This window comes from Caballeronia sp. M1242 (assembly GCF_017220215.1).
Taxonomy (GTDB): Bacteria; Pseudomonadota; Gammaproteobacteria; order Burkholderiales; family Burkholderiaceae; genus Caballeronia.
Window position 1 is genome coordinate 857,379 of the sequence record NZ_CP071130.1, and the last position, 16,974, is coordinate 874,352.

At 65.2% G+C, this 16,974-nt stretch carries 18 protein-coding genes; 12 read left to right on the forward strand and 6 right to left on the reverse strand.

The window, feature by feature from the left end:
* Positions 1-5 precede the first annotated feature (5 nt).
* Positions 6-1,550 (reverse strand): CoA-acylating methylmalonate-semialdehyde dehydrogenase, encoded by a 1,545-nt coding sequence (locus JYK05_RS17430; RefSeq protein WP_206468471.1) that lies wholly within the window; start codon positions 1,548-1,550, stop codon positions 6-8.
* A gap of 208 nt (positions 1,551-1,758) precedes the next feature.
* Between JYK05_RS17430 and JYK05_RS17435 the strand changes: the two genes are divergently transcribed.
* The 6 genes from JYK05_RS17435 (at position 1,759) to infA (ending at position 6,772) form a co-directional block, all read left to right on the forward strand.
* Complete coding sequence (locus JYK05_RS17435; RefSeq protein WP_206468473.1) at positions 1,759-2,721, forward strand: LysR family transcriptional regulator; 963 nt, start codon at positions 1,759-1,761, stop codon at positions 2,719-2,721.
* 297 nt (positions 2,722-3,018) lie between these two features.
* Positions 3,019-3,999, forward strand: a complete 981-nt coding sequence (locus JYK05_RS17440) for a M23 family metallopeptidase (RefSeq protein ID WP_206468475.1) — start codon at positions 3,019-3,021, stop codon at positions 3,997-3,999.
* A complete protein-coding gene (locus tag JYK05_RS17445; protein ID WP_206468477.1) occupies positions 3,986-4,342 on the forward strand; it encodes a hypothetical protein in 357 nt (118 codons plus the stop codon). Before JYK05_RS17440 ends, JYK05_RS17445 begins: the two co-directional genes overlap by 14 nt.
* Positions 4,343-4,417: 75 nt before the next feature.
* Positions 4,418-4,855 (forward strand): polymer-forming cytoskeletal protein, encoded by a 438-nt coding sequence (locus JYK05_RS17450; RefSeq protein ID WP_206468479.1) that lies wholly within the window; start codon positions 4,418-4,420, stop codon positions 4,853-4,855.
* Between the two features lie 143 nt (positions 4,856-4,998).
* Positions 4,999-5,976, forward strand: a complete 978-nt coding sequence (gene corA / locus JYK05_RS17455) for a magnesium/cobalt transporter CorA (RefSeq protein ID WP_206468481.1) — start codon at positions 4,999-5,001, stop codon at positions 5,974-5,976.
* A gap of 526 nt (positions 5,977-6,502) precedes the next feature.
* Positions 6,503-6,772 carry a translation initiation factor IF-1 gene (gene infA / locus JYK05_RS17460; protein WP_175941889.1) on the forward strand — a complete coding sequence of 90 codons (270 nt, stop codon included), beginning with the start codon at positions 6,503-6,505 and terminating at the stop codon, positions 6,770-6,772.
* A 22-nt stretch (positions 6,773-6,794) separates the two neighbouring features.
* Here the strand turns inward: infA and JYK05_RS17465 are convergent, their stop codons facing one another.
* From JYK05_RS17465 to zwf, 3 genes are read right to left on the reverse strand one after another with little or no spacing between them, the layout of a single operon-like run.
* Entirely contained in the window at positions 6,795-7,676 is an 882-nt protein-coding gene (locus JYK05_RS17465) for an HAD family hydrolase (protein ID WP_206468483.1), read from the reverse strand.
* Positions 7,673-8,506: an ROK family protein gene (locus tag JYK05_RS17470; RefSeq protein ID WP_206468485.1), complete on the reverse strand. Its 834-nt coding sequence runs from the start codon at positions 8,504-8,506 to the stop codon at positions 7,673-7,675. The genes JYK05_RS17465 and JYK05_RS17470 overlap by 4 nt, the downstream gene beginning before the upstream one ends.
* 16 nt (positions 8,507-8,522) lie before the next feature.
* Positions 8,523-10,079 carry a glucose-6-phosphate dehydrogenase gene (gene zwf / locus JYK05_RS17475; protein WP_206468487.1) on the reverse strand — a complete coding sequence of 519 codons (1,557 nt, stop codon included), beginning with the start codon at positions 10,077-10,079 and terminating at the stop codon, positions 8,523-8,525.
* 175 nt (positions 10,080-10,254) lie between these two features.
* On the opposite strand from zwf, the gene JYK05_RS17480 reads away from it, so the two are divergent.
* The 6 genes from JYK05_RS17480 to JYK05_RS17505 all read left to right on the forward strand — a co-directional run bounded on the left by JYK05_RS17480 (position 10,255) and on the right by JYK05_RS17505 (position 14,704).
* Positions 10,255-11,130, forward strand: coding sequence for an arylamine N-acetyltransferase (locus tag JYK05_RS17480; protein WP_206468489.1), 876 nt, complete (start codon positions 10,255-10,257; stop codon positions 11,128-11,130).
* Between the two features lie 12 nt (positions 11,131-11,142).
* A complete protein-coding gene (locus JYK05_RS17485) occupies positions 11,143-12,849 on the forward strand; it encodes a penicillin-binding protein 2 (RefSeq protein ID WP_206468491.1) in 1,707 nt (568 codons plus the stop codon).
* A gap of 131 nt (positions 12,850-12,980) precedes the next feature.
* Complete coding sequence (locus tag JYK05_RS17490; protein ID WP_175941900.1) at positions 12,981-13,313, forward strand: hypothetical protein; 333 nt, start codon at positions 12,981-12,983, stop codon at positions 13,311-13,313.
* 18 nt (positions 13,314-13,331) lie between these two features.
* Complete coding sequence (locus JYK05_RS17495) at positions 13,332-13,622, forward strand: hypothetical protein (protein ID WP_206468493.1); 291 nt, start codon at positions 13,332-13,334, stop codon at positions 13,620-13,622.
* A gap of 312 nt (positions 13,623-13,934) precedes the next feature.
* Complete coding sequence (locus tag JYK05_RS17500; protein ID WP_206468494.1) at positions 13,935-14,237, forward strand: hypothetical protein; 303 nt, start codon at positions 13,935-13,937, stop codon at positions 14,235-14,237.
* Between the two features lie 164 nt (positions 14,238-14,401).
* Positions 14,402-14,704 (forward strand): beta-xylosidase, encoded by a 303-nt coding sequence (locus JYK05_RS17505; protein WP_175941906.1) that lies wholly within the window; start codon positions 14,402-14,404, stop codon positions 14,702-14,704.
* Positions 14,705-14,743: 39 nt separating this feature from the next.
* On the opposite strand, the gene JYK05_RS17510 is transcribed toward JYK05_RS17505, so the two are convergent.
* Together JYK05_RS17510 and JYK05_RS17515 are read right to left on the reverse strand one after the other, a co-directional pair.
* On the reverse strand, positions 14,744-15,619 hold the full coding sequence (locus tag JYK05_RS17510) for a formate/nitrite transporter family protein (RefSeq protein WP_206468495.1): 876 nt from the start codon (positions 15,617-15,619) through the stop codon (positions 14,744-14,746).
* A gap of 119 nt (positions 15,620-15,738) precedes the next feature.
* Positions 15,739-16,782, reverse strand: a complete 1,044-nt coding sequence (locus tag JYK05_RS17515) for a HoxN/HupN/NixA family nickel/cobalt transporter (RefSeq protein WP_206468496.1) — start codon at positions 16,780-16,782, stop codon at positions 15,739-15,741.
* Positions 16,783-16,974: the final 192 nt, after the last annotated feature.

Genomic DNA, 16,974 nt, shown 5'->3' on the forward strand with positions numbered 1-16,974 from the left:
TGTCGTTATCGGAGCGAAATGGTCGTGTTGACGCCGTCGTTCACGGTGGCGTCGTCGAACCAGCGCGCCGTGACCGTCTTCGTCTGCGTGTAGAACTGCACGACCTGCTTGCCGTACGGCCCGAGATCGCCGAGCTTGGAGCCGCGCGAACCCGTGAAGCTGAACGACGGCACCGGCACCGGAATCGCAATGTTGATGCCCACTTGTCCGATGTCGATCTCGCTCTGAAACTTGCGCGCCGCCGCCCCGCTCTGCGTGAAGAGACCGACGCCGTTGCCCATCGGATTGCGGTTGACGAGCGCGATGGCGTCGTCGAGCGTGGCCGCTTCGAGCACGCACAGCACCGGCCCGAAGATCTCCGTCTTGTAGATGGCCATGTCGGTGGTCACGTCCGAGAAAATGGTCGGGCCGATGAAGTTGCCGTTCTCGTAGCCGGTCACGGTGATATCGCGGCCGTCGAGCGCAAGCGTCGCGCCCTCTTCCACGCCTTTCGCGATCATGCCGAGAATCCGCTCCTTCGCCGCGCGCGACACGACCGGCCCCAAGTCCGCGCCCGGCTCCGTGCCCGCGTTCACCTTCAGAGACCGCGCGCGTTCGACGAGGTCCGGCAGCCAGTCCTTCGACGCGCCCACGAGCACGACCACCGACGTCGCCATGCAACGCTGTCCCGCCGCGCCGAAGCCCGCGCCGGCCAGCGCGTTGAGCGTCTGCTCCTTGTTCGCGTCCGGGAGCACGACTGCGTGGTTCTTCGCGCCCATCATCGACTGGACGCGCTTGCCGTGCTGGCTCGCGAGGTTGTAGACATGCGTGCCGACCGCCGTGGAGCCGACGAACGACACCGCCTTGATATCCGGATGCGTACAGAGCGCATCGACCACCTCTTTGCCGCCATGCACGACGTTGAGCACGCCCGGCGGCACGCCCGCTTCCATCGCCAGTTCGACCAGTTCCATCGTCGAAAGCGGGTCTTGTTCGGACGGCTTCAGCACGAAGGTGTTGCCGCAGACGATCGCCATCGGGAACATCCAGAGCGGGATCATCGCCGGGAAATTGAACGGCGTGATGCCGGCGCAGACGCCGATCGGCTGGCGCAGCGTGTACGTGTCGACGCCGCCCGCGACGTTCTCCGCGAATTCGCCCATTTGCAGCGTGCCGATGCCGCACGCGTGTTCCACCACTTCGAGGCCGCGGAAGATATCGCCTTCCGCGTCCGCGAGCGTCTTTCCCTGCTCGGCGGTCAGCGTCTGCGCGATGCGCTTCATGTTTTGGCGAATCAGGTCCTGAAAGCGAAGCATGAGCCGCATGCGCGTGCCGAGCGGCGTCGTGCGCCACGTCTCGAACGCCTTCTGCGCGGCGGCGACCGCGGCGTTCACCTCGTCCGTCGTCGCGAACGGCACGCGGCCGACTATTTCCTGCGTCGCCGGATTGACGATGTCCCGCCATTCGCCCGTTGTCGATTCGACGAACGCGCCGTCGATCAGCAGTTTGGCGGTGCGCACGGACGCGCCGGGGCGCGCACCCTGCGCCGGATGTTCAGCAACGATATTCACGGATGACTCCTTCGATTGGAACAGTGCGGAGAAAGGAGCGAAGACGCGCGGGCGTGACGCGGACAAAGCGTCGAGGGGAAAGGCATGTCGTCTCCGTTATAGGTCTCGGCCCGCTATTCAGCACTATTCGGCACTATTCGGCAGGCTCGTGCCTTTGAGTATAGTTATGCAAAAGTCCGCCCTGGCACTAGAAAAACACCCGACCGATATGCAAAAAGGCCCGAAGTTCGACGCCGCGAAACTGAACTGGGACGACCTGCGCTATTTCCTCGAAGTGGCGCGCACGCAGCGCGCGAGCGGCGCGGCCAAGCGCCTGGGCGTGGACTACACGACGGTCGCGCGGCGCGTGCGCGCGCTGGAAGACGCGCTCGGCACGCTGCTCTTCGACAAGTCGCGCAGCGGCGGCTTCGTGCTGACCGCGGAGGGCCAGCGACTGCTCGGCTTCGTCGACGCGATGGAAACCACGGTGCAATCCGCCGCCGAGCAGATCGCCAACACGGGACACGCGCTGTCGGGCCACGTGCGGGTCGGGTCAACGGAAGGCTTCGGCTGCTTCTTTCTCGCGCCGCATCTCGCGCGGTTTCAGGACGCGCATCCGAACATCACCATCGACCTGTTGCCGGTGCCGCACTTCGTGAGCCTCTCGAAGCGCGAGGCGGATATCGCGGTGACGCTCGAACGCCCCGAGCAAGGCCAATACGTCTACACCAAGCTCTGCGACTATCGCCTGAAGCTCTACGCGACGCCCGGCTATCTCGACGCCCACGCGCCGATCCGCGCGAAAGACGATCTGCGCGAGCACCGCTTTGCAAGCTATATCGACGACCTCGCGTTCAGTCACGAACTGCTGTATCTGGAGCGCGCGGTGCCGGGCGCGGTGTCGCGCTGGCGCAGCACGAGCGCGATCGCGCAGTATCACGCCGCGTTGCAGGGACGCGCGCTCGCCATTCTGCCGTGCTTCATGGCGTCGCCGGACGCGCGGCTCGTGCCCGTGCTGCCGGAAGAGATCGTCGTGACGCGCGCGTTCTTCCTGTCGTGTCGCGAAGACTTGCGCCGGCTGAGGCGCATCACCGCCGTCTGGGACTACCTGCGCGCGGCCGCCGAGCTGAACCACGCGTTCCTCTTGGGCGACGCGCCCGAGATCGGCTGGGTGGACATCAAGTCCTCCTGAACATACTTTCGAGATAGGTTCAACCTTTTTGACGTTGTTCGCGCGCCCAGGTGGTTTAATGGCCGCTTTCCGCCGATGCGTTCACGCATCGGCAATCGGCATCATCCGCCGGATTCGTATTAATTTGATTCGCCATCCCGACGAACTGTCGGCGCGCCGGGCACCGTGCGGCATAATCGCCGGCCCGCTTCATCGCGTCGTCCGTCGCGGCGTTGCTATCTCCGTGAATCGATTGAGCTTTCTCCTAATTCAACCCCGTCCGGACGCTCGCGCCGGCTCACTGCGCGCCGTTCGCTGATGTCGTTCGTCATCTGGTCAAGACGCTCCGTGTCGAGCCAGCGCGTGCGCTTCGTCGAGGCGCGCACGGCTCGGACCATCGCCGTCATCGGACTGATTGCGCTTCTGATCGCCGCGCTCGCGCTCGGCATTGCCATCGGCACGACGTTCGCACGCAGTCATCTCGGCGAGGAGCAGGCGTTCGTGTCGCGCCGTTCCTTTGAGATCGAGCAGCTCGGGCGCATCGACGCCGACATCGGCGCGCTCGTGCCGCGCGTCGCGGCGCTCGCGGCTCAGGTCGGCGAGTTGCGCGATTTCGATGCCCGGCTGAAGGCCGCGCCCGGCGCGGGGACGGCCGCCGGCGTGCACGACGTGCCGCCGCTGCCCGACAGCGAAGGCGCCGCCAGCGCGCTCGACGGCGCGGGCGGACCCGAACTGCCGCCGCGTCTTTGCAACGCGGAGCGCGCGCACGACGGCACGCCTTCGCAGCGCCTCAAGGATGCGCAAAAGGTCATCGGCTGCCTGAGCGACACGCTCTCGCAGCTGCAAGGCCAGGCCATCGCGCATTACACCGCGTACATGGCGTTTCCCGGCCGCGATCCCGCGCCCGGCTCGCATTTCGGCTCGCCGTACGGCAACCGCATCGACCCGTTCACCGGACACGTGAGCTTTCATCCGGGACTCGATCTCGTCGCGCCGACCGGCACGCCGATTCTCGCGAGCGCGGGCGGGCGCGTCGTTCAGGCGGGCGAGCGCAACGGCTACGGCAACGCGGTGGATATCCGCCACGGAAACGGCACGGTGACGCGCTACGGCCACGCGTCGCGCATTCTCGTGACCGAAGGCCAGTACGTGATGCCGGGCGACGAGATCGCCGAAGTCGGCTCGACGGGCCGCTCGACCGGGCCGCATCTGCACTTCGAAGTGATCGTGGGCGGCGCGCAGCTCAATCCGAAGCCTTATCTCATGCTCTTCAGGCAGAAACCCAATGCGCAAGGCTGATTCGAAGCGGGTCTCGCTGAAGCTGACCCAACATTCCTATGCGCTCACGCCCAAGCGCAGCACCGCGTATATCCCCGGCGTGATCGCGGCCATCTGCGCGATCGGCGCGCTCGTCGCGGCCGGCTACGCGCTCAAGACCTCGCACGAACAGGCGCGCAAGCTCGACGTGCTCTGCGCGCCGCCCGTCTCCGAGCAAAAACTGCGCGAAGAATTGGCTCATGCGCAGTTCGCGCTGGAACAGCAGACGGCGGCGCGCGCCGCGCTCGAACAGCGCGCCATGCAAAGCGCCGCGCAGATCGAGCGGCTGCAGACCGACCTCGCCTTTTTGAAGAAGCAACGCTAACCCATCCGGCCGACCGAGCACGCAATGGCGCGTGATCGTCGGAAGCCATCCTTTACCGCATCGCAAGGAACCGCCATGTTCTCATCGAAGAAAGATTCGCAAGGCGTCAAGCCGGCCAAGCTCTCCACCCTGATCGCGCAGAATGTCCATATTTCGGGCGACCTCGAATTCAGCGAAGGACTGCGCATGGACGGTCAGGTGACCGGCAACGTGACCGGCCGCGCCGGCGACGAATCGCTGCTCGTCGTGAGCGATCAGGGCGCGATTCACGGCAACGTCAGCGCGTACGACGTCATCATCAACGGCCGCGTGGTCGGCGACGTGATGGTCACGCATTTCGTCGAGCTCCAGTCGAATGCGCATGTGCACGGCAACATCTACTATCAGAAGCTGCGCATGGACGTCGGCGCGACGGTCGAAGGCAAGCTGACCAAGCTCGACGCGATGCAGTCGAACGTACCTGCGCTGCCCGCCGCGGAAGTCGTGCCGCAGCTCGACTACACGGCAAGCTGAACGCCGCGCGCGCGTGCAAATACAGGGCGCGTGGCGCTTCGCGATCCGCTAAGATTTCAGCGATACGGTCCGCGCGCCCGCGCCTGTCGTGCAATCTTGCAAAATGCGCGTGGCCGATTACATCGAGATAACAAGGGCGCCCCATGCTGGTCAATTGCGCGGCTTATCAGAACGGCCGAAAGCTCGCAGACGTACAGATCGACGACATCAATGCGTACCGGGACCTGCCCGACTCGTTCATCTGGGTCGCGTTGAAGGAGCCCGGTCCGGGCGAGCTCGCGCACATGGCGCATCAGTTCGGCCTGCATGAACTGGCCGTCGAGGACGCGCAACACGGGCATCAGCGGCCGAAGATCGAGGAGTACGGCGATTCGCTTTTCGCGGTGTTCCATACCGTCGAATTCGACGAGGAAGGCGAACTGCTCGTCGGCGAGATCAACGTGTTCGTCGGGCGCAACTACGTGATCTCCGTGCGCAACCGCACCACGCAAGGGTTCCAGGAAGTGCGCAAACGCTGCGAGCGCGAGCCGCAGTTGCTCAAGCACGGCCCGGCGTTCGTGATGTACGCGCTGCTCGATGCCGTCGTTGATCGCTATTTCCCCGTGCTGGAATCACTCGGCAACGCGCTCGACGAAGTGGAAGAACGCATCTTCGAGCGTAACGGCTCGGCCGCGTCGCGCGAGATCATCGAAGACCTGTACTCGCTCAAGCGCCGCATGACGCTCATGCAGCATCACACGGCGCCGCTGCTCGAAGCCGTGAGCAAGCTCTACGGCGGGCGGCCGCCCGGCGTGTGCGCGGGCATGCAGGAATATTTTCGGGATGTCTACGACCACCTGCTGCGCATCGTGAAGACGATCGAAGGCCGCCGGGAAATGATCGTGACGGCCATTCAGGTGAACCTCGGCCTGATCGCGTTGGCGGAAAGCGAAGTCACGAAGCGCCTCGGCTCGTTCGCCGCCCTTTTCGCGGTCCCGACGATGATCGCCGGCATCTACGGCATGAACTTCCACCGAATACCGGAACTGGACTGGACGTATGGCTATCCGGCATGCATCGGCGCGATGTTGCTGGTCGATATCGTGCTGTACTGGCGCTTCAAGAAGGCAGGTTGGTTATAATACGGGTTCGATGCGAAGTCATCGCAAGAACACAGCATCACTCGCCGGGCATCGCGCAAGGAACTTTTGCGCGGTTTCCTCTGTCTAAACGGATTCTGTCGCGACGCAGACTCAGTGCTTGGTCACTAGCTTGTCTCAGTAGCTTGTATTTCCGCTTTCTGACCGCACCTGCCAGTCACAGCAGACCCATTCACCGCATCACACCGCACGTCGGCACTCGCGGCATCGCCCTGAATCTCGGTCGAAGCCTCGCAGGGAGCCGGCGTCGCCGTCCCGGTCATGCCGGCCAGGGCTTGCCGCTCGAAGGCGAGTTCCGTCGTTCCGGCCTATGCCGTCAAGCTCGCCACGAGCCTGAAAGCAAGACGCGGCGCGTTCGTCGTTCGAGCGCGCCGGCTCACGCCCGACTTCGCTTCCGACGCGTTGCAGCGGCGATGCGCTCTGCGCACCGTCGCCCGCCAACACTCGCGAATGCCGTTGCGTGGCGTCGAGCGGCGCGGCACCCACTATTACTTGAACAGGAGCTCAAATGGCGAAAGAAGAACTGATCGAACTCGACGGTATCGTTGACGAAGTGCTTCCCGACAGCCGCTATCGCGTGACGCTGGACAATGGCGTCGTCGTCGGCGCGTATGCCTCGGGCCGCATGCGCAAGAACCACATCCGCATTCTGGCCGGCGACCGCGTGACGCTGGAAATGTCGGTGTATGACATGACGAAGGGCCGCATCAACTTCCGTCACAAAGACGAACGCGCAAGCGGCGGCGGTGCAGCCCGCGCGCCGATGCGCCGCCGTTAAACCAGCCATATCACGCTACACGCTACAATCCACGCGCCGACAAGAGCGCGTTGATTCCCACCGCGAAGCCGTCCTCGTCGTTCGTCGACGAGACGAGGCTCGCGCGTCGTTGCACCGCCTCCGACGCCTGTCCCATCGCAATCGACGTCCCCGCGATCTCGAACATCGCGATATCGTTGGTCATGTCGCCGAGCACGGCCACGCGCTCGAGCGGCACGTTCCGGCGCTTCGCCAGTTCGCGCACCGCGTCGCCCTTGTTGGCGAGCAGATGCGTGATGTCGAGGTAATAGCTCTGCGAGCGCGCCGCGTTCGCACGCCCTTCGAGTTGAGTCTGCAACTGCGCTTCGACGCGTTCGAGCAGCGGCGCGTCCGCTGTCGAACCGACGATCTTGTCGACGGCATCGAGATTCACATCGTCGAAACGCTGCACGAGCACGCCGTCATAGCCGACCGTGCGCCGTTCGCGCGGCACATACGCGCCGTCGGGATTGGTCAGATACCACACGTCGCCGACGAACACCCACGCATCCACGCCCGCCGACGCGAGCGCCTCGAGCGACGTCTGCACGGCATCGCGCGGCAGCTTGTGCGCGGCGAGCACTTCCCACGTGCCCGGCTGAACGAGATTGCCGCCGTTATACGACGCATACGGCATGGCGACGCCGAGCGTCTCTACGATATAGCGCATGCCCGCGCCCGGCCGGCTGCTCGCGACGGTGAACTCGACGCCCGCTTGCCGCAGACGCCGCACCGCGTCCTTCGCGGGCTCGCTGATCGATTTGTCGGTGTGAAGCAGCGTGCCGTCGCAGTCCGAGACGACGAGCTGGACGTGCGCGAGCGCCTCGAACGCGGCGGCGGCGTCGCCGCTTATGCTGTGCAAACCGAATTGGCCATTGGCATTCATGAAGGCGCTCCTTCGCGCTGATTGAAGTCGGAGAGTTGGCGAGTCTCGCGAACCGAGCGCGGATGCCACAGCTTCGCGCCGCCCTCGATGCCCGCCGCGTTCGATACGACCGCCACGTTCGGCGGCAACTCGAAGTTCAGATGCGTGGCGTTGCCTCCGCCGATCCAGAGCTTGTCGAAATTGACGAGCGTGTCGAGAATGCCGAGCACCTTCTCGACGCGGCGGTTCCAGCGCTTGTTACCCGCTTTCTCGCGCGCGGCGTTGCCAATGTATTCGTCGTAGGTTCGGCTTTTCGACACCGGATGATGCGCGAGTTCCAGATGCGGCATCAGTTCGCCGTCGCGAAAGAGCGCGGTGCCCGCGCCCGTGCCGAGCGTCAGCACGAACTCCAGACCACGACCTTCGATAGCCGCGAGTCCTTGCATTTCGGCATCGTTGATCATGCGCGCCGGCATGCCGCCCAGACGCTGGGAAATCATGTCCGCGAGCGGCACGCGCTGCCAGTATTCGTTGCCGAGATTCGGCGCGGTCAGCACGACGTTATCGCGCACCACGCCAGGAAAGCCGATCGAGATGTGCGTCGGCGGCTCCGCGAGAATCGGCTGCACGAGCGCGACGAGCGTATCGACGACCACGTCGGGCATCGCGGGCTTGGGCGTCGGCACGCGCACGCGCTCGCTTTTCATCTCGCCGTCTTCGGACAGCACCGCGGCCTTAAGCCCCGTCCCGCCGATGTCGATGGCGAGAATGCGGTCCGCCTTCACCGCGCCCTTCGCGGTGCTCGCACGCTTTCTTTGCTTCGTTCGAGTGTCCGTGCTCACGCTGGTCATTGTCGTTATCCAGATTTCAGTTCTTCTTGCGGTTGTCGGTCAGCGGCCGCCACGCGCGGCCGTCTTCGGCGAGCAGACGGTCCGCCGCCTCCGGGCCGGCACTGCCCGCCGCGTAGCCATGCACCGGCAGTTCGCTCTCCGGATGCAGCACGCGATCCACCGCCGCCCACGCCGTCTCGATGCTGTCCGCGCGCTGAAACAGCGTTTCGTCGCCGAGCATGCAGTCGTAGAGCAGCGTTTCATAGCCCACATTCGCGCGCTCGGCGAAGAAGTCGCCGTAATCGAACGACGAGCGCACCGCGCCCACCTGCATCACAGGACCCGGCACCTTGACGTTGAAGTCGAAGGTCGTGCCGTGCGCCGGGTCGATACGCAGCGTGTAGACGTTCGGCGTCAGCTCGTCGACGGGCGTGTCGCGGAACAGCCGGAACGGAACCGCCTTCAGTTGCACCGATATCTCCGTGCGGCGCTCCGTCAGCCGCTTGCCGGTGCGCAGATAGAACGGCACGCCGGCCCAGCGCCAGTTTTCGATGAAGACGCGCGCCGCCGCATAGGTTTCGGTGCGGCTGTCCTTCGCGACGCCCGGCTCTTCGCGATAGCCCGGTCCCGCCGCGCCGGCTTCATATTGCCCGAACACCACGTCCCGCGCCGAAAGCGGTTTCATCGCGTCGAAGACCTCGGCCTTCTTGTCGCGCACGGCTTCGGCGTCGAAGGAATTCGGCGGTTCCATCGCCACCATGCCGAGCAGCTGGAAGAGATGGTTCGGCACCATGTCGCGGAACGCGCCGGTCTGCTCGTAGAAGCTGCCGCGCCCTTCCACGCCGATGGTCTCCGACGCCGTGATCTGCACGTGATCGATGTATTCGCGCCGCCAGACCGGCTCGAACATGGCGTTCGCGAAGCGCACGGCCAGGATGCTCTGCACGGTGTCCTTGCCGAGAAAATGGTCGATGCGATAAATCTGCGATTCCTTCGCATACGCGAGGATGCAGCTGTTGAGCGCCTGCGCGGAAGCGAGGTCGGTGCCGAACGGCTTTTCGATGACGAGCCGCCTGAAGGCGCCGTCTTGCTCCTCCAGAAGCCCGGCGCGCCCGAGATGTTCTGCGATCGGTGCAAAGAACCGCGCGCTAACCGCGAGATAGAACACGACATTGCGGCTCTTCATCTCGGCGAGACGCGCTTTGAGCCGCTCGAAGGTCCCGTCGTCGTCGAACTCGCCCGCGAAGTATTCGAGCTTGTTCGCGACGCGGTTCCACGCGTCTTCGTTCAACTTCGACGTATGGAAAGTGCTGGCCTTGTCGGCGGCGAACTTGCGCAGCGACTCGGTTAGTTCATCGCGCCACGCAGACGTCTCGCGCTCGCCGTGATTCACGCCGATGATCTGCATGTCGTCGTCGAGCAGACCGTCGGCGGACAGGTTGTAGAGCGCGGGCATCAGAAGCCGCCGCGTGAGATCGCCGCCCGCGCCGAAGATCACGAGCGTGCACGCAGGCGCGCGGCGCTTCGCTGCGGGCGACGCTGAAGACGGCTTCGAAGCACTTGCCTGACTGCTATTGTCTGCATCATTCGGCATGACGTGGGTGTCCTCATCCGTTGAGCGAAAATGGAAAGACCTCCGGCGACGCGGCACAGTTCAATCGCGCATCGCTTCTTACGGCGCCTCGTTACGTTCGTAGGCTATCTGTAATTTTCCGCTTCGCGTGTCGTAGAATGCTTGCGCGACTTCGCAGCACGAGGCCAACACCGACATGACTTCACCCGACACGCTCATCGACCTGCCCGCCTACTTCGCACGCATCGGCTTTAACGGCGGCGACCGCCCCGCGCCCACGCTCGACACGCTGCGCGCGCTGCATCTGCTGCATCCGCAGGCGATACCGTTCGAGAATCTCGACGTGCTGCTCGGCCGGCCGGTACGGATCGATCTCGCCTCGATTCAACGCAAGCTCGTCATGAACCGGCGCGGCGGTTACTGCTACGAACACAATCTGCTTTTCCGCAGCGTACTCGAAGCACTGGGTTTTCGCGTGAAAAGCTACGCGGGCCGCGTGCTGTGGGGCCGCGATGCGTCGGTCATGCCGCCGCGCTCGCACATGCTGCTCGTCGTAGAGCTGGACGAAGGCGCCTTCGTCGCGGATGTCGGCTTCGGCGGCATGACGCTTTCCGCGCCGCTCGCGCTGCAAGGCGGTCTGGAGCAGATCACGCCGCACGGCGCGTTCAGGCTGCAACGCATCGACTGGGATGCGGGCCTGCCGAATTATCGGATGGAAGCGCTGATCGACGGAATGTGGACGGCCATCTACCGCTTCGACTTCGATCCGCAATACGACATCGACTATGAGATGTCGAACTACTTCGTCTCCACGTATCCGCAGTCGATCTTCGTGCATCACCTGCTCGCTGCGCGGCTCGCGCCGGGGCGCCGCTACGGTCTCTTCGACCAGCGTCTGTCGCTGCACGACGAACGCGACGGCACCACGCATCGCGAAGTGGTCGGCGTCGAAGCGCTTCGGCGCGTGTTGAGCGAGGAGCTCGGCATTCGTCTGCCCGATGCGGACGGCTCCATCGCTTCGTCCGATCTCGACGCCGCGCTCGCGCGCCTCGCGCAGTCCGATCCCGCCTGACACATCGCGCCGATGTTCAAGAGCAATAAAACGCGCGGCCGCCGCGAATTCCATACGCATCATCGCAGCGCCATGCTCGCGCAACGGCTGCCCGCGTGGCGTTCGACGTTCGTGCTCGCTGGCGTCACCGCCGCGTTCCTCGCGCTCGCCGGGCGCGCGCTGTGGGTGCAGGTGGTCGACCACGCGTTCTATATCGGCGAAGGACAGAAGCGCTACCAGCGAACGCTTGCGCTCGACGCCACGCGCGGGCGCATCGTCGACAGAAACGGCGCGATGCTCGCGGTCAGCCTCGCCACGTACGAAGTCTGGGCGAGCCCGAAGCGTTTCGACGCCGCCCGCGCCGACGACATCGCCAAGCTGCTCGACTTTCCGGCGAGCGAACTCAGCCGCCGCATCGGCACGGATCGCAGCTTCGTGTTGCTCAAGCGCCAGGTGGAGGCAGAGACGGCCGAGCGCATCGCGGAAATCGGTCGCGCGGGCATCACGCTCGTGCCGGACACCAAACGCTTCTATCCCGAAGGCGAATCGGCGGCGCATGTCGTCGGCTTCACGGACAACGAGGATCGCGGCCAGGAAGGCGTGGAGCTTGCCGCGGACGCGCGCCTCGCCGGTTCGGCCGGGCAGCGCGAAGTCATCCGCGACCGGCTCGGGCGCGTGGTGTCGCAGATCGGCGAAACGGAGATGCCGCAGAACGGCGAAACCATCCACCTGACGATCGACCGGCGCATCCAGCAACTCGCGCATTCGCAACTCAAGGCGGCTGTCGCGAAGCATAGGGCGCGCGCGGGCAGCGTCGTCGTGCTGGACGCGAAGAACGGCGAAGTGCTGGCGCTCGCCAATTACCCGAGCTTCGATCCCAACGACCGCCGCCGTCTCACGGGCGAGCAGCTTCGCAACCGCGCCCTCACGGATACCTTCGAGCCGGGGTCGACCATCAAGCCGCTCGTGGCCGCGCTCGCCATCGACCTGGGTCACGTGCGGCCGGACACGCGCATCGACACGAACCCCGGCACGCTGAAGATCGGGCCGAACGTGATTCACGACACGTCGAATCATGGCGTCATCACGGTGTCGGAGGCCGTGCAGATGTCGAGCAACGTCGCGCTGACGCAGCTCGCGCTGAAGATCCCCGCGCGGACCATCTGGGACAAGTACCGCGAATACGGCATCGGACAGGCGCCGGAACTGACGTTTCCCGGCGCGGCCACGGGACGGCTGCGCGCGCCGGAACGCTGGAAGCCGATCGAGCAGGCGACGATGGCCTACGGCTACGGCCTGTCGCTCTCGCTCTTGCAGATCGCGCAGATCTACACGGCGTATGCCGCGGACGGGCGCTTTCACGCCGCGACGCTCATCCACGGCGAAACGCGCCGCGCGGGCACGCCGGTCGTTAAGCCCGCGACGGCCGCGGCCGTGCGCGACATGCTCGAAGCGGCCACAGGATCGGACGGCACCGGACGCGCCGCCGCGGTCGAAGGTTATCGCGTGGGCGGCAAGACGGGCACCGCGCGCAAGCAAGTCGGGCGGTCGTATGCGGCGAACAAGTATCGCGCGTCGTTCGTCGGCATCGCGCCGATGAGCGATCCGCGCGTGATCGTCGCCGTGATGATCGACGAGCCATCCGGCGGCGCGTACTACGGCGGGACCGTCGCGGGGCCGGTGTTCTCGGGCATCGTCGGAGGGACGTTGCCGCTTCTGGGCGTGCCGCCGGACGCGTGAGCGAGGCGCCGCGCTCAGGCATGAACAGCGCGTGCGGGCGCGGAGGTTGCTGCCATCGACACTGCGCCGAACTGTAAAGACGCTGTGCTCTAATGGAGCGTTCGAATCCACACCCTCATACCGGGAAGATCATGAAGAAACTCGCCGCGGCCCTCGCGCTGCCCCTTCTCATCGCGGCTTGCGGCCGCTTTCATAACGAAGACGCCGGCCAGCCGGAAGTCGAAGCCGCATCGACGCATAACGAAGTTGCGAGCATCGTCCAGTGCATCACCGACGAAGCGAAGAAACACAACGCCACCTACAAGCAGACGGCGATTCCGCAAGGCACCATGCTCGAATTCGGCGATTCGAACGTCGTCAAGGTCCGCTACGACAACGGCGAGACCACCTACCGCTTCTACCCCGGCGAGCGCCACGTGTCGAACATGTGGATCGAAGGCGCGGGCAAGAAGTGCGCGCCGTGAGCGGACGGGCCTAGCAGCATGCGCTCGACACGAGCCATTAGCGCCGTCGAACGGCTCAAGACGCGCAGCGGCAATCCGCATTACGCGGCCGTGAGCATGCCGGGCGGCTACTTCTATCTCGTCGAACGCGCGGCCGAAGGCTCGAAGAAGCTGTGCGACCCATTGCCGATGGATGACTTCATCGCGTTCGTCAACGCACGCGAACCCGCCAAACCGCGCAAGGTCAGCAAGCTCGACGAAGCGCTCGAAGCGCAGATCGGGCGAAGCGGCAAGCGCGCGGAGAAGCCTTCCTCCGACGACGCGGACTAAGCTCGCCGCCCGCCTCTGCATGCCCGGCGTGGCGCGGCGCAGCATCGAAAAACGCGCCAGCCCCTTGATCAGTGTGCGATGACAGACGGAGGCAACAGGCCTCCGTTGCGTACATTTTTGCCAACGGTCGTACCGTTGGCAGCCGCCAAGCAGAACTGCGGATTACGCCTGCCGGTCACGCCCGAACAATTTCCGAAAATGAGCAAGGGCCGCCCGCGACGTTTCAATAGAAAGCGCGCGGGTGAACGGGGTGCCCGTGCGATGGGAGACGCGAGACAGCGTCACGCCGCGCGGCTGAGAGGAAGACCAACAATGAAGAAGAAGAGCGAGACCAAGGGCAGCCTGCTGCCCTCGGCGATGGCGGACGTCGAGTTGCAGCATATCGAACGCGCCGTGGCGCAGCTTCGCGCGATGAAGAGCCAGTCGTCCGGAACGCTCAACGTCGAATACTGGCGCGAGCGGCTCACAGCCGTCGTCAGCGGCTATGCGCTCGTGCCCGCGCAGAAGCAGCGCATTCAGTCGCTGCGGGCCGCACTCGATGCCGTCCACATTCATCCGCGCGACGGCGGCAGCCGCAAAAGGTCGACCAATAGGCTTTGGGCGAAAGCGGCCTGACCGCCGCTTTCGCCACTCGCGCCACGTGCGCGACGCTCATCGCCCGCACGGTCCGGCCGGCGGGCGCGCAGGCTCGCAGCGAGAGCTTCGGGCCGGCACGGCGGAGGCGCTTCTCAGGCATCGTTCGTGCTCGGCTCCTGGCTCACGAACTGCATGGAGACCTCATGTCCGCATCACGCAAACGAATCGCCGCCACGCTGCTCGCGTGCTTCGCCGCCGCAACCAGCGTGTGCGCCAGCGCGCAGATCACGAAGCCGGAAGGCTCGGATCAGCAGGAGAACCGCACGTCCGATTCGACCGCGCGGGCCAATCCGTCCGGCGTCGCAGTGCATGAGACGCAGAAGCCGCAGTCGAAGGACGCGGCGGGCGCATCGCGTGGGAAGACCGTCGGCAAGGAACACTCGACGAACGGCGCCGGCGGCTTTAACAACGGCCTGTACGGCACCGGCGCGGGCAACAACAAGTAGCGCGCCGCGCCGTACGTCGGCTTAGTCCGCTTAGTCCGTTTAGTCCGCGTTCTGCGCCGTGCCGTTGATTTCCGGCGCGATGGCGGCGTGATTCACAATCGCCACGAGCGACACGCCGCCGAGAATATTCCCGATGAGCGTCGGCAGGAGGAACACGAGGAAGTAGTCGGAAAGGCTGGCCGCGCCCGACATCACCCCATAAGCCGCTTCGACGGAGCCCGCGATCACGTGCGAGAGCTTCGCGACCGCGACCGTGTAGGTGACGAGCAGAATCGTGAGCAGACGCGCCGATCTCGCGCTCGGCAGCAGCCAGACCATCAACGCGATCAGCCAGCCCGCGAACAGCGCCCGCGCCACCGTCACGCCGAAGCTGCCAGCATACGGCGCCTTCGCAACTTTTCCGAGCGCTTCGATCACGTCCGGCGAGAACACGCCGGGAAGTTGCAGCAGACTCGCGAAGATCGTCGTCCCGATCAGGTTGAACACCAGCACGATGATCCACAGGCGCAAGGTCTTGGCGACCGTCTTCATGTCGCGGCGCGTGAGCACGGGCAGCACCGCCGTCAGCGTGCTTTCGGTGAACAACTGCTGCCGCCCCAGAATGACGAACACGAAGCCGATGGTATAGCCAAGGCTCGTGACGAGGTGGCTCCACTGCGACTCGGGCACCGCGCTTTCCAGTATGGACTGCACGAGAAACGAGAAGCCCATCGACAGGCCGGCGGCGAGCCCGGACCACATCAGCGCGGCGAAGGTGCGCTCCATCGCGGCCTCGCCTTCCTCCCGCACGATTTCGTGAATGACGAGCGCGTGTGGCGTGGAATGCTCGGCCGCCTGTTCGCGTTGTGCATCGTCGAGATTCGGTGATTCCGCGCCTGCGGAACCCTCGCGCGAGCCGTCCTGCGTATCTGCCATGGTCTGTTCTCCCTGAGAGCCGTTCGATGCCGGAACCGATGAACGGCAGGCGCTCATCGACAGCAGAAACGATGCCCGCATCAGGAAAACGAAAGCTGGCGCGAAGGCGAACGTCGAAGCTAGCGCGCGATGCCCGAGTCGAGCGCGTCGTCGGCGGCATCGTAGCCGCGCCACTTGTAGAGCAGCGCGGAGGCCAGCCAGCATGCGGCGAAGAGGCCGATGACCGCATAGCCGAGCGCGCCGAAGTGGTCCGAGAGACGCGCGGCGACGTCCCACAGCCCGCCCTTGAGTTGCAGCCGATCCGCGAGCAGGCCGAGCGCCTCGACGCTGCCGACGAACACCGCGATCACGACCGAGGCCAGCGTCACCGTGAGGTTGTAGTAGAGCTTGCGCACCGGCTTCATGAAGGCCCAGCCGTACGCGCCGACCATCAGCAGGCTGTCGGCGGTATCGATCAGAGACATGCCGGCTGCGAACAGCACCGGGAACACGAGGATCGACCATACCGGCATGCCGCGCGCCGCCTCCGATGCGGCAATGCCCATCAGCCCGATCTCAGTCGCCGTATCGAAGCCGAGGCCGAACAGGACGCCAAGCGGATACATATGCCAGCTCTTGCCGATCAGCGCAAAGAGCGGCCGCGCGATGCGCGCGAGCGGGCCGCCTCCGACGACGAGCAGGTCGGCATCGTCGTCGTTCAGCACGTCGCCGCGGCGCGCGCGCAGGAAGGCGCGCCACACGCCGCGCAGCACGACCAGATTCATCGCGGCGATGGCGAACAGGAAAAACGCCGACACCGACGTGCCGATGAGCGCGCCGATCTCGCGGAACGCCGCGAAGCGCGCCTGCACGGCGAGCGCGGTGGCGGCGATGAGCGCGGTCGCGAGCATCACGACGGTCGAATGTCCGAGCGAGAAGAACACGCCGACCGAGAGCGGACGCTCGCCGTGCTGCATCAGCTTGCGCGTGACGTTGTCGATGGCGGCGATGTGATCGGCATCGACCGCATGGCGAAGCCCGAGCGAATACGCGAGCAGCGACGTGCCCATGAGCAGCGGATAGTGACGAAACGCGATGAGCGCCCAGAGCCACGCGAGCACGTTGAACGCGATGAGTCCGGCGAAAAGACGCGCGGAGCGGGCGGAATCGGTGGATCGGGTCATAGGGGCGCGTGGCGGCGAAGAACCGGGGACAGCGTCAGAGAATACCTTGGTTCGGCTGGCGGCCAATAATCGCTTGCCGTCACGCGGCCGTCGCAGACGTTCATTTATTCGTCGTCCTATGCATTCCGTCGGAAAAAGAGCGTGGAAAACCCGCTCCAATTCGCTCTGCGCGAAAAACATAGGCGTATTCGT

Bases quoted from the DNA above. Each gene is read 5' to 3' on its own strand.
- JYK05_RS17515 (WP_206468496.1), bottom strand. From the start codon at position 16,782: ATGACCCGATCCACCGATTCCGCCCGCTCCGCGCGTCTTTTCGCCGGA.
- JYK05_RS17435 (WP_206468473.1), top strand. From the start codon at position 1,759: ATGCAAAAAGGCCCGAAGTTCGACGCCGCGAAACTGAACTGGGACGAC.
- JYK05_RS17445 (WP_206468477.1), top strand. From the start codon at position 3,986: ATGCGCAAGGCTGATTCGAAGCGGGTCTCGCTGAAGCTGACCCAACAT.
- JYK05_RS17470 (WP_206468485.1), bottom strand. From the start codon at position 8,506: ATGACCAGCGTGAGCACGGACACTCGAACGAAGCAAAGAAAGCGTGCG.
- JYK05_RS17480 (WP_206468489.1), top strand. From the start codon at position 10,255: ATGACTTCACCCGACACGCTCATCGACCTGCCCGCCTACTTCGCACGC.
- zwf (WP_206468487.1), bottom strand. From the start codon at position 10,079: ATGCCGAATGATGCAGACAATAGCAGTCAGGCAAGTGCTTCGAAGCCG.
- JYK05_RS17490 (WP_175941900.1), top strand. From the start codon at position 12,981: ATGAAGAAACTCGCCGCGGCCCTCGCGCTGCCCCTTCTCATCGCGGCT.
- JYK05_RS17450 (WP_206468479.1), top strand. From the start codon at position 4,418: ATGTTCTCATCGAAGAAAGATTCGCAAGGCGTCAAGCCGGCCAAGCTC.
- JYK05_RS17505 (WP_175941906.1), top strand. From the start codon at position 14,402: ATGTCCGCATCACGCAAACGAATCGCCGCCACGCTGCTCGCGTGCTTC.
- JYK05_RS17510 (WP_206468495.1), bottom strand. From the start codon at position 15,619: ATGGCAGATACGCAGGACGGCTCGCGCGAGGGTTCCGCAGGCGCGGAA.
- infA (WP_175941889.1), top strand. From the start codon at position 6,503: ATGGCGAAAGAAGAACTGATCGAACTCGACGGTATCGTTGACGAAGTG.
- JYK05_RS17500 (WP_206468494.1), top strand. From the start codon at position 13,935: ATGAAGAAGAAGAGCGAGACCAAGGGCAGCCTGCTGCCCTCGGCGATG.
- JYK05_RS17485 (WP_206468491.1), top strand. From the start codon at position 11,143: ATGTTCAAGAGCAATAAAACGCGCGGCCGCCGCGAATTCCATACGCAT.
- JYK05_RS17495 (WP_206468493.1), top strand. From the start codon at position 13,332: ATGCGCTCGACACGAGCCATTAGCGCCGTCGAACGGCTCAAGACGCGC.
- corA (WP_206468481.1), top strand. From the start codon at position 4,999: ATGCTGGTCAATTGCGCGGCTTATCAGAACGGCCGAAAGCTCGCAGAC.
- JYK05_RS17440 (WP_206468475.1), top strand. From the start codon at position 3,019: ATGTCGTTCGTCATCTGGTCAAGACGCTCCGTGTCGAGCCAGCGCGTG.
- JYK05_RS17465 (WP_206468483.1), bottom strand. From the start codon at position 7,676: ATGAATGCCAATGGCCAATTCGGTTTGCACAGCATAAGCGGCGACGCC.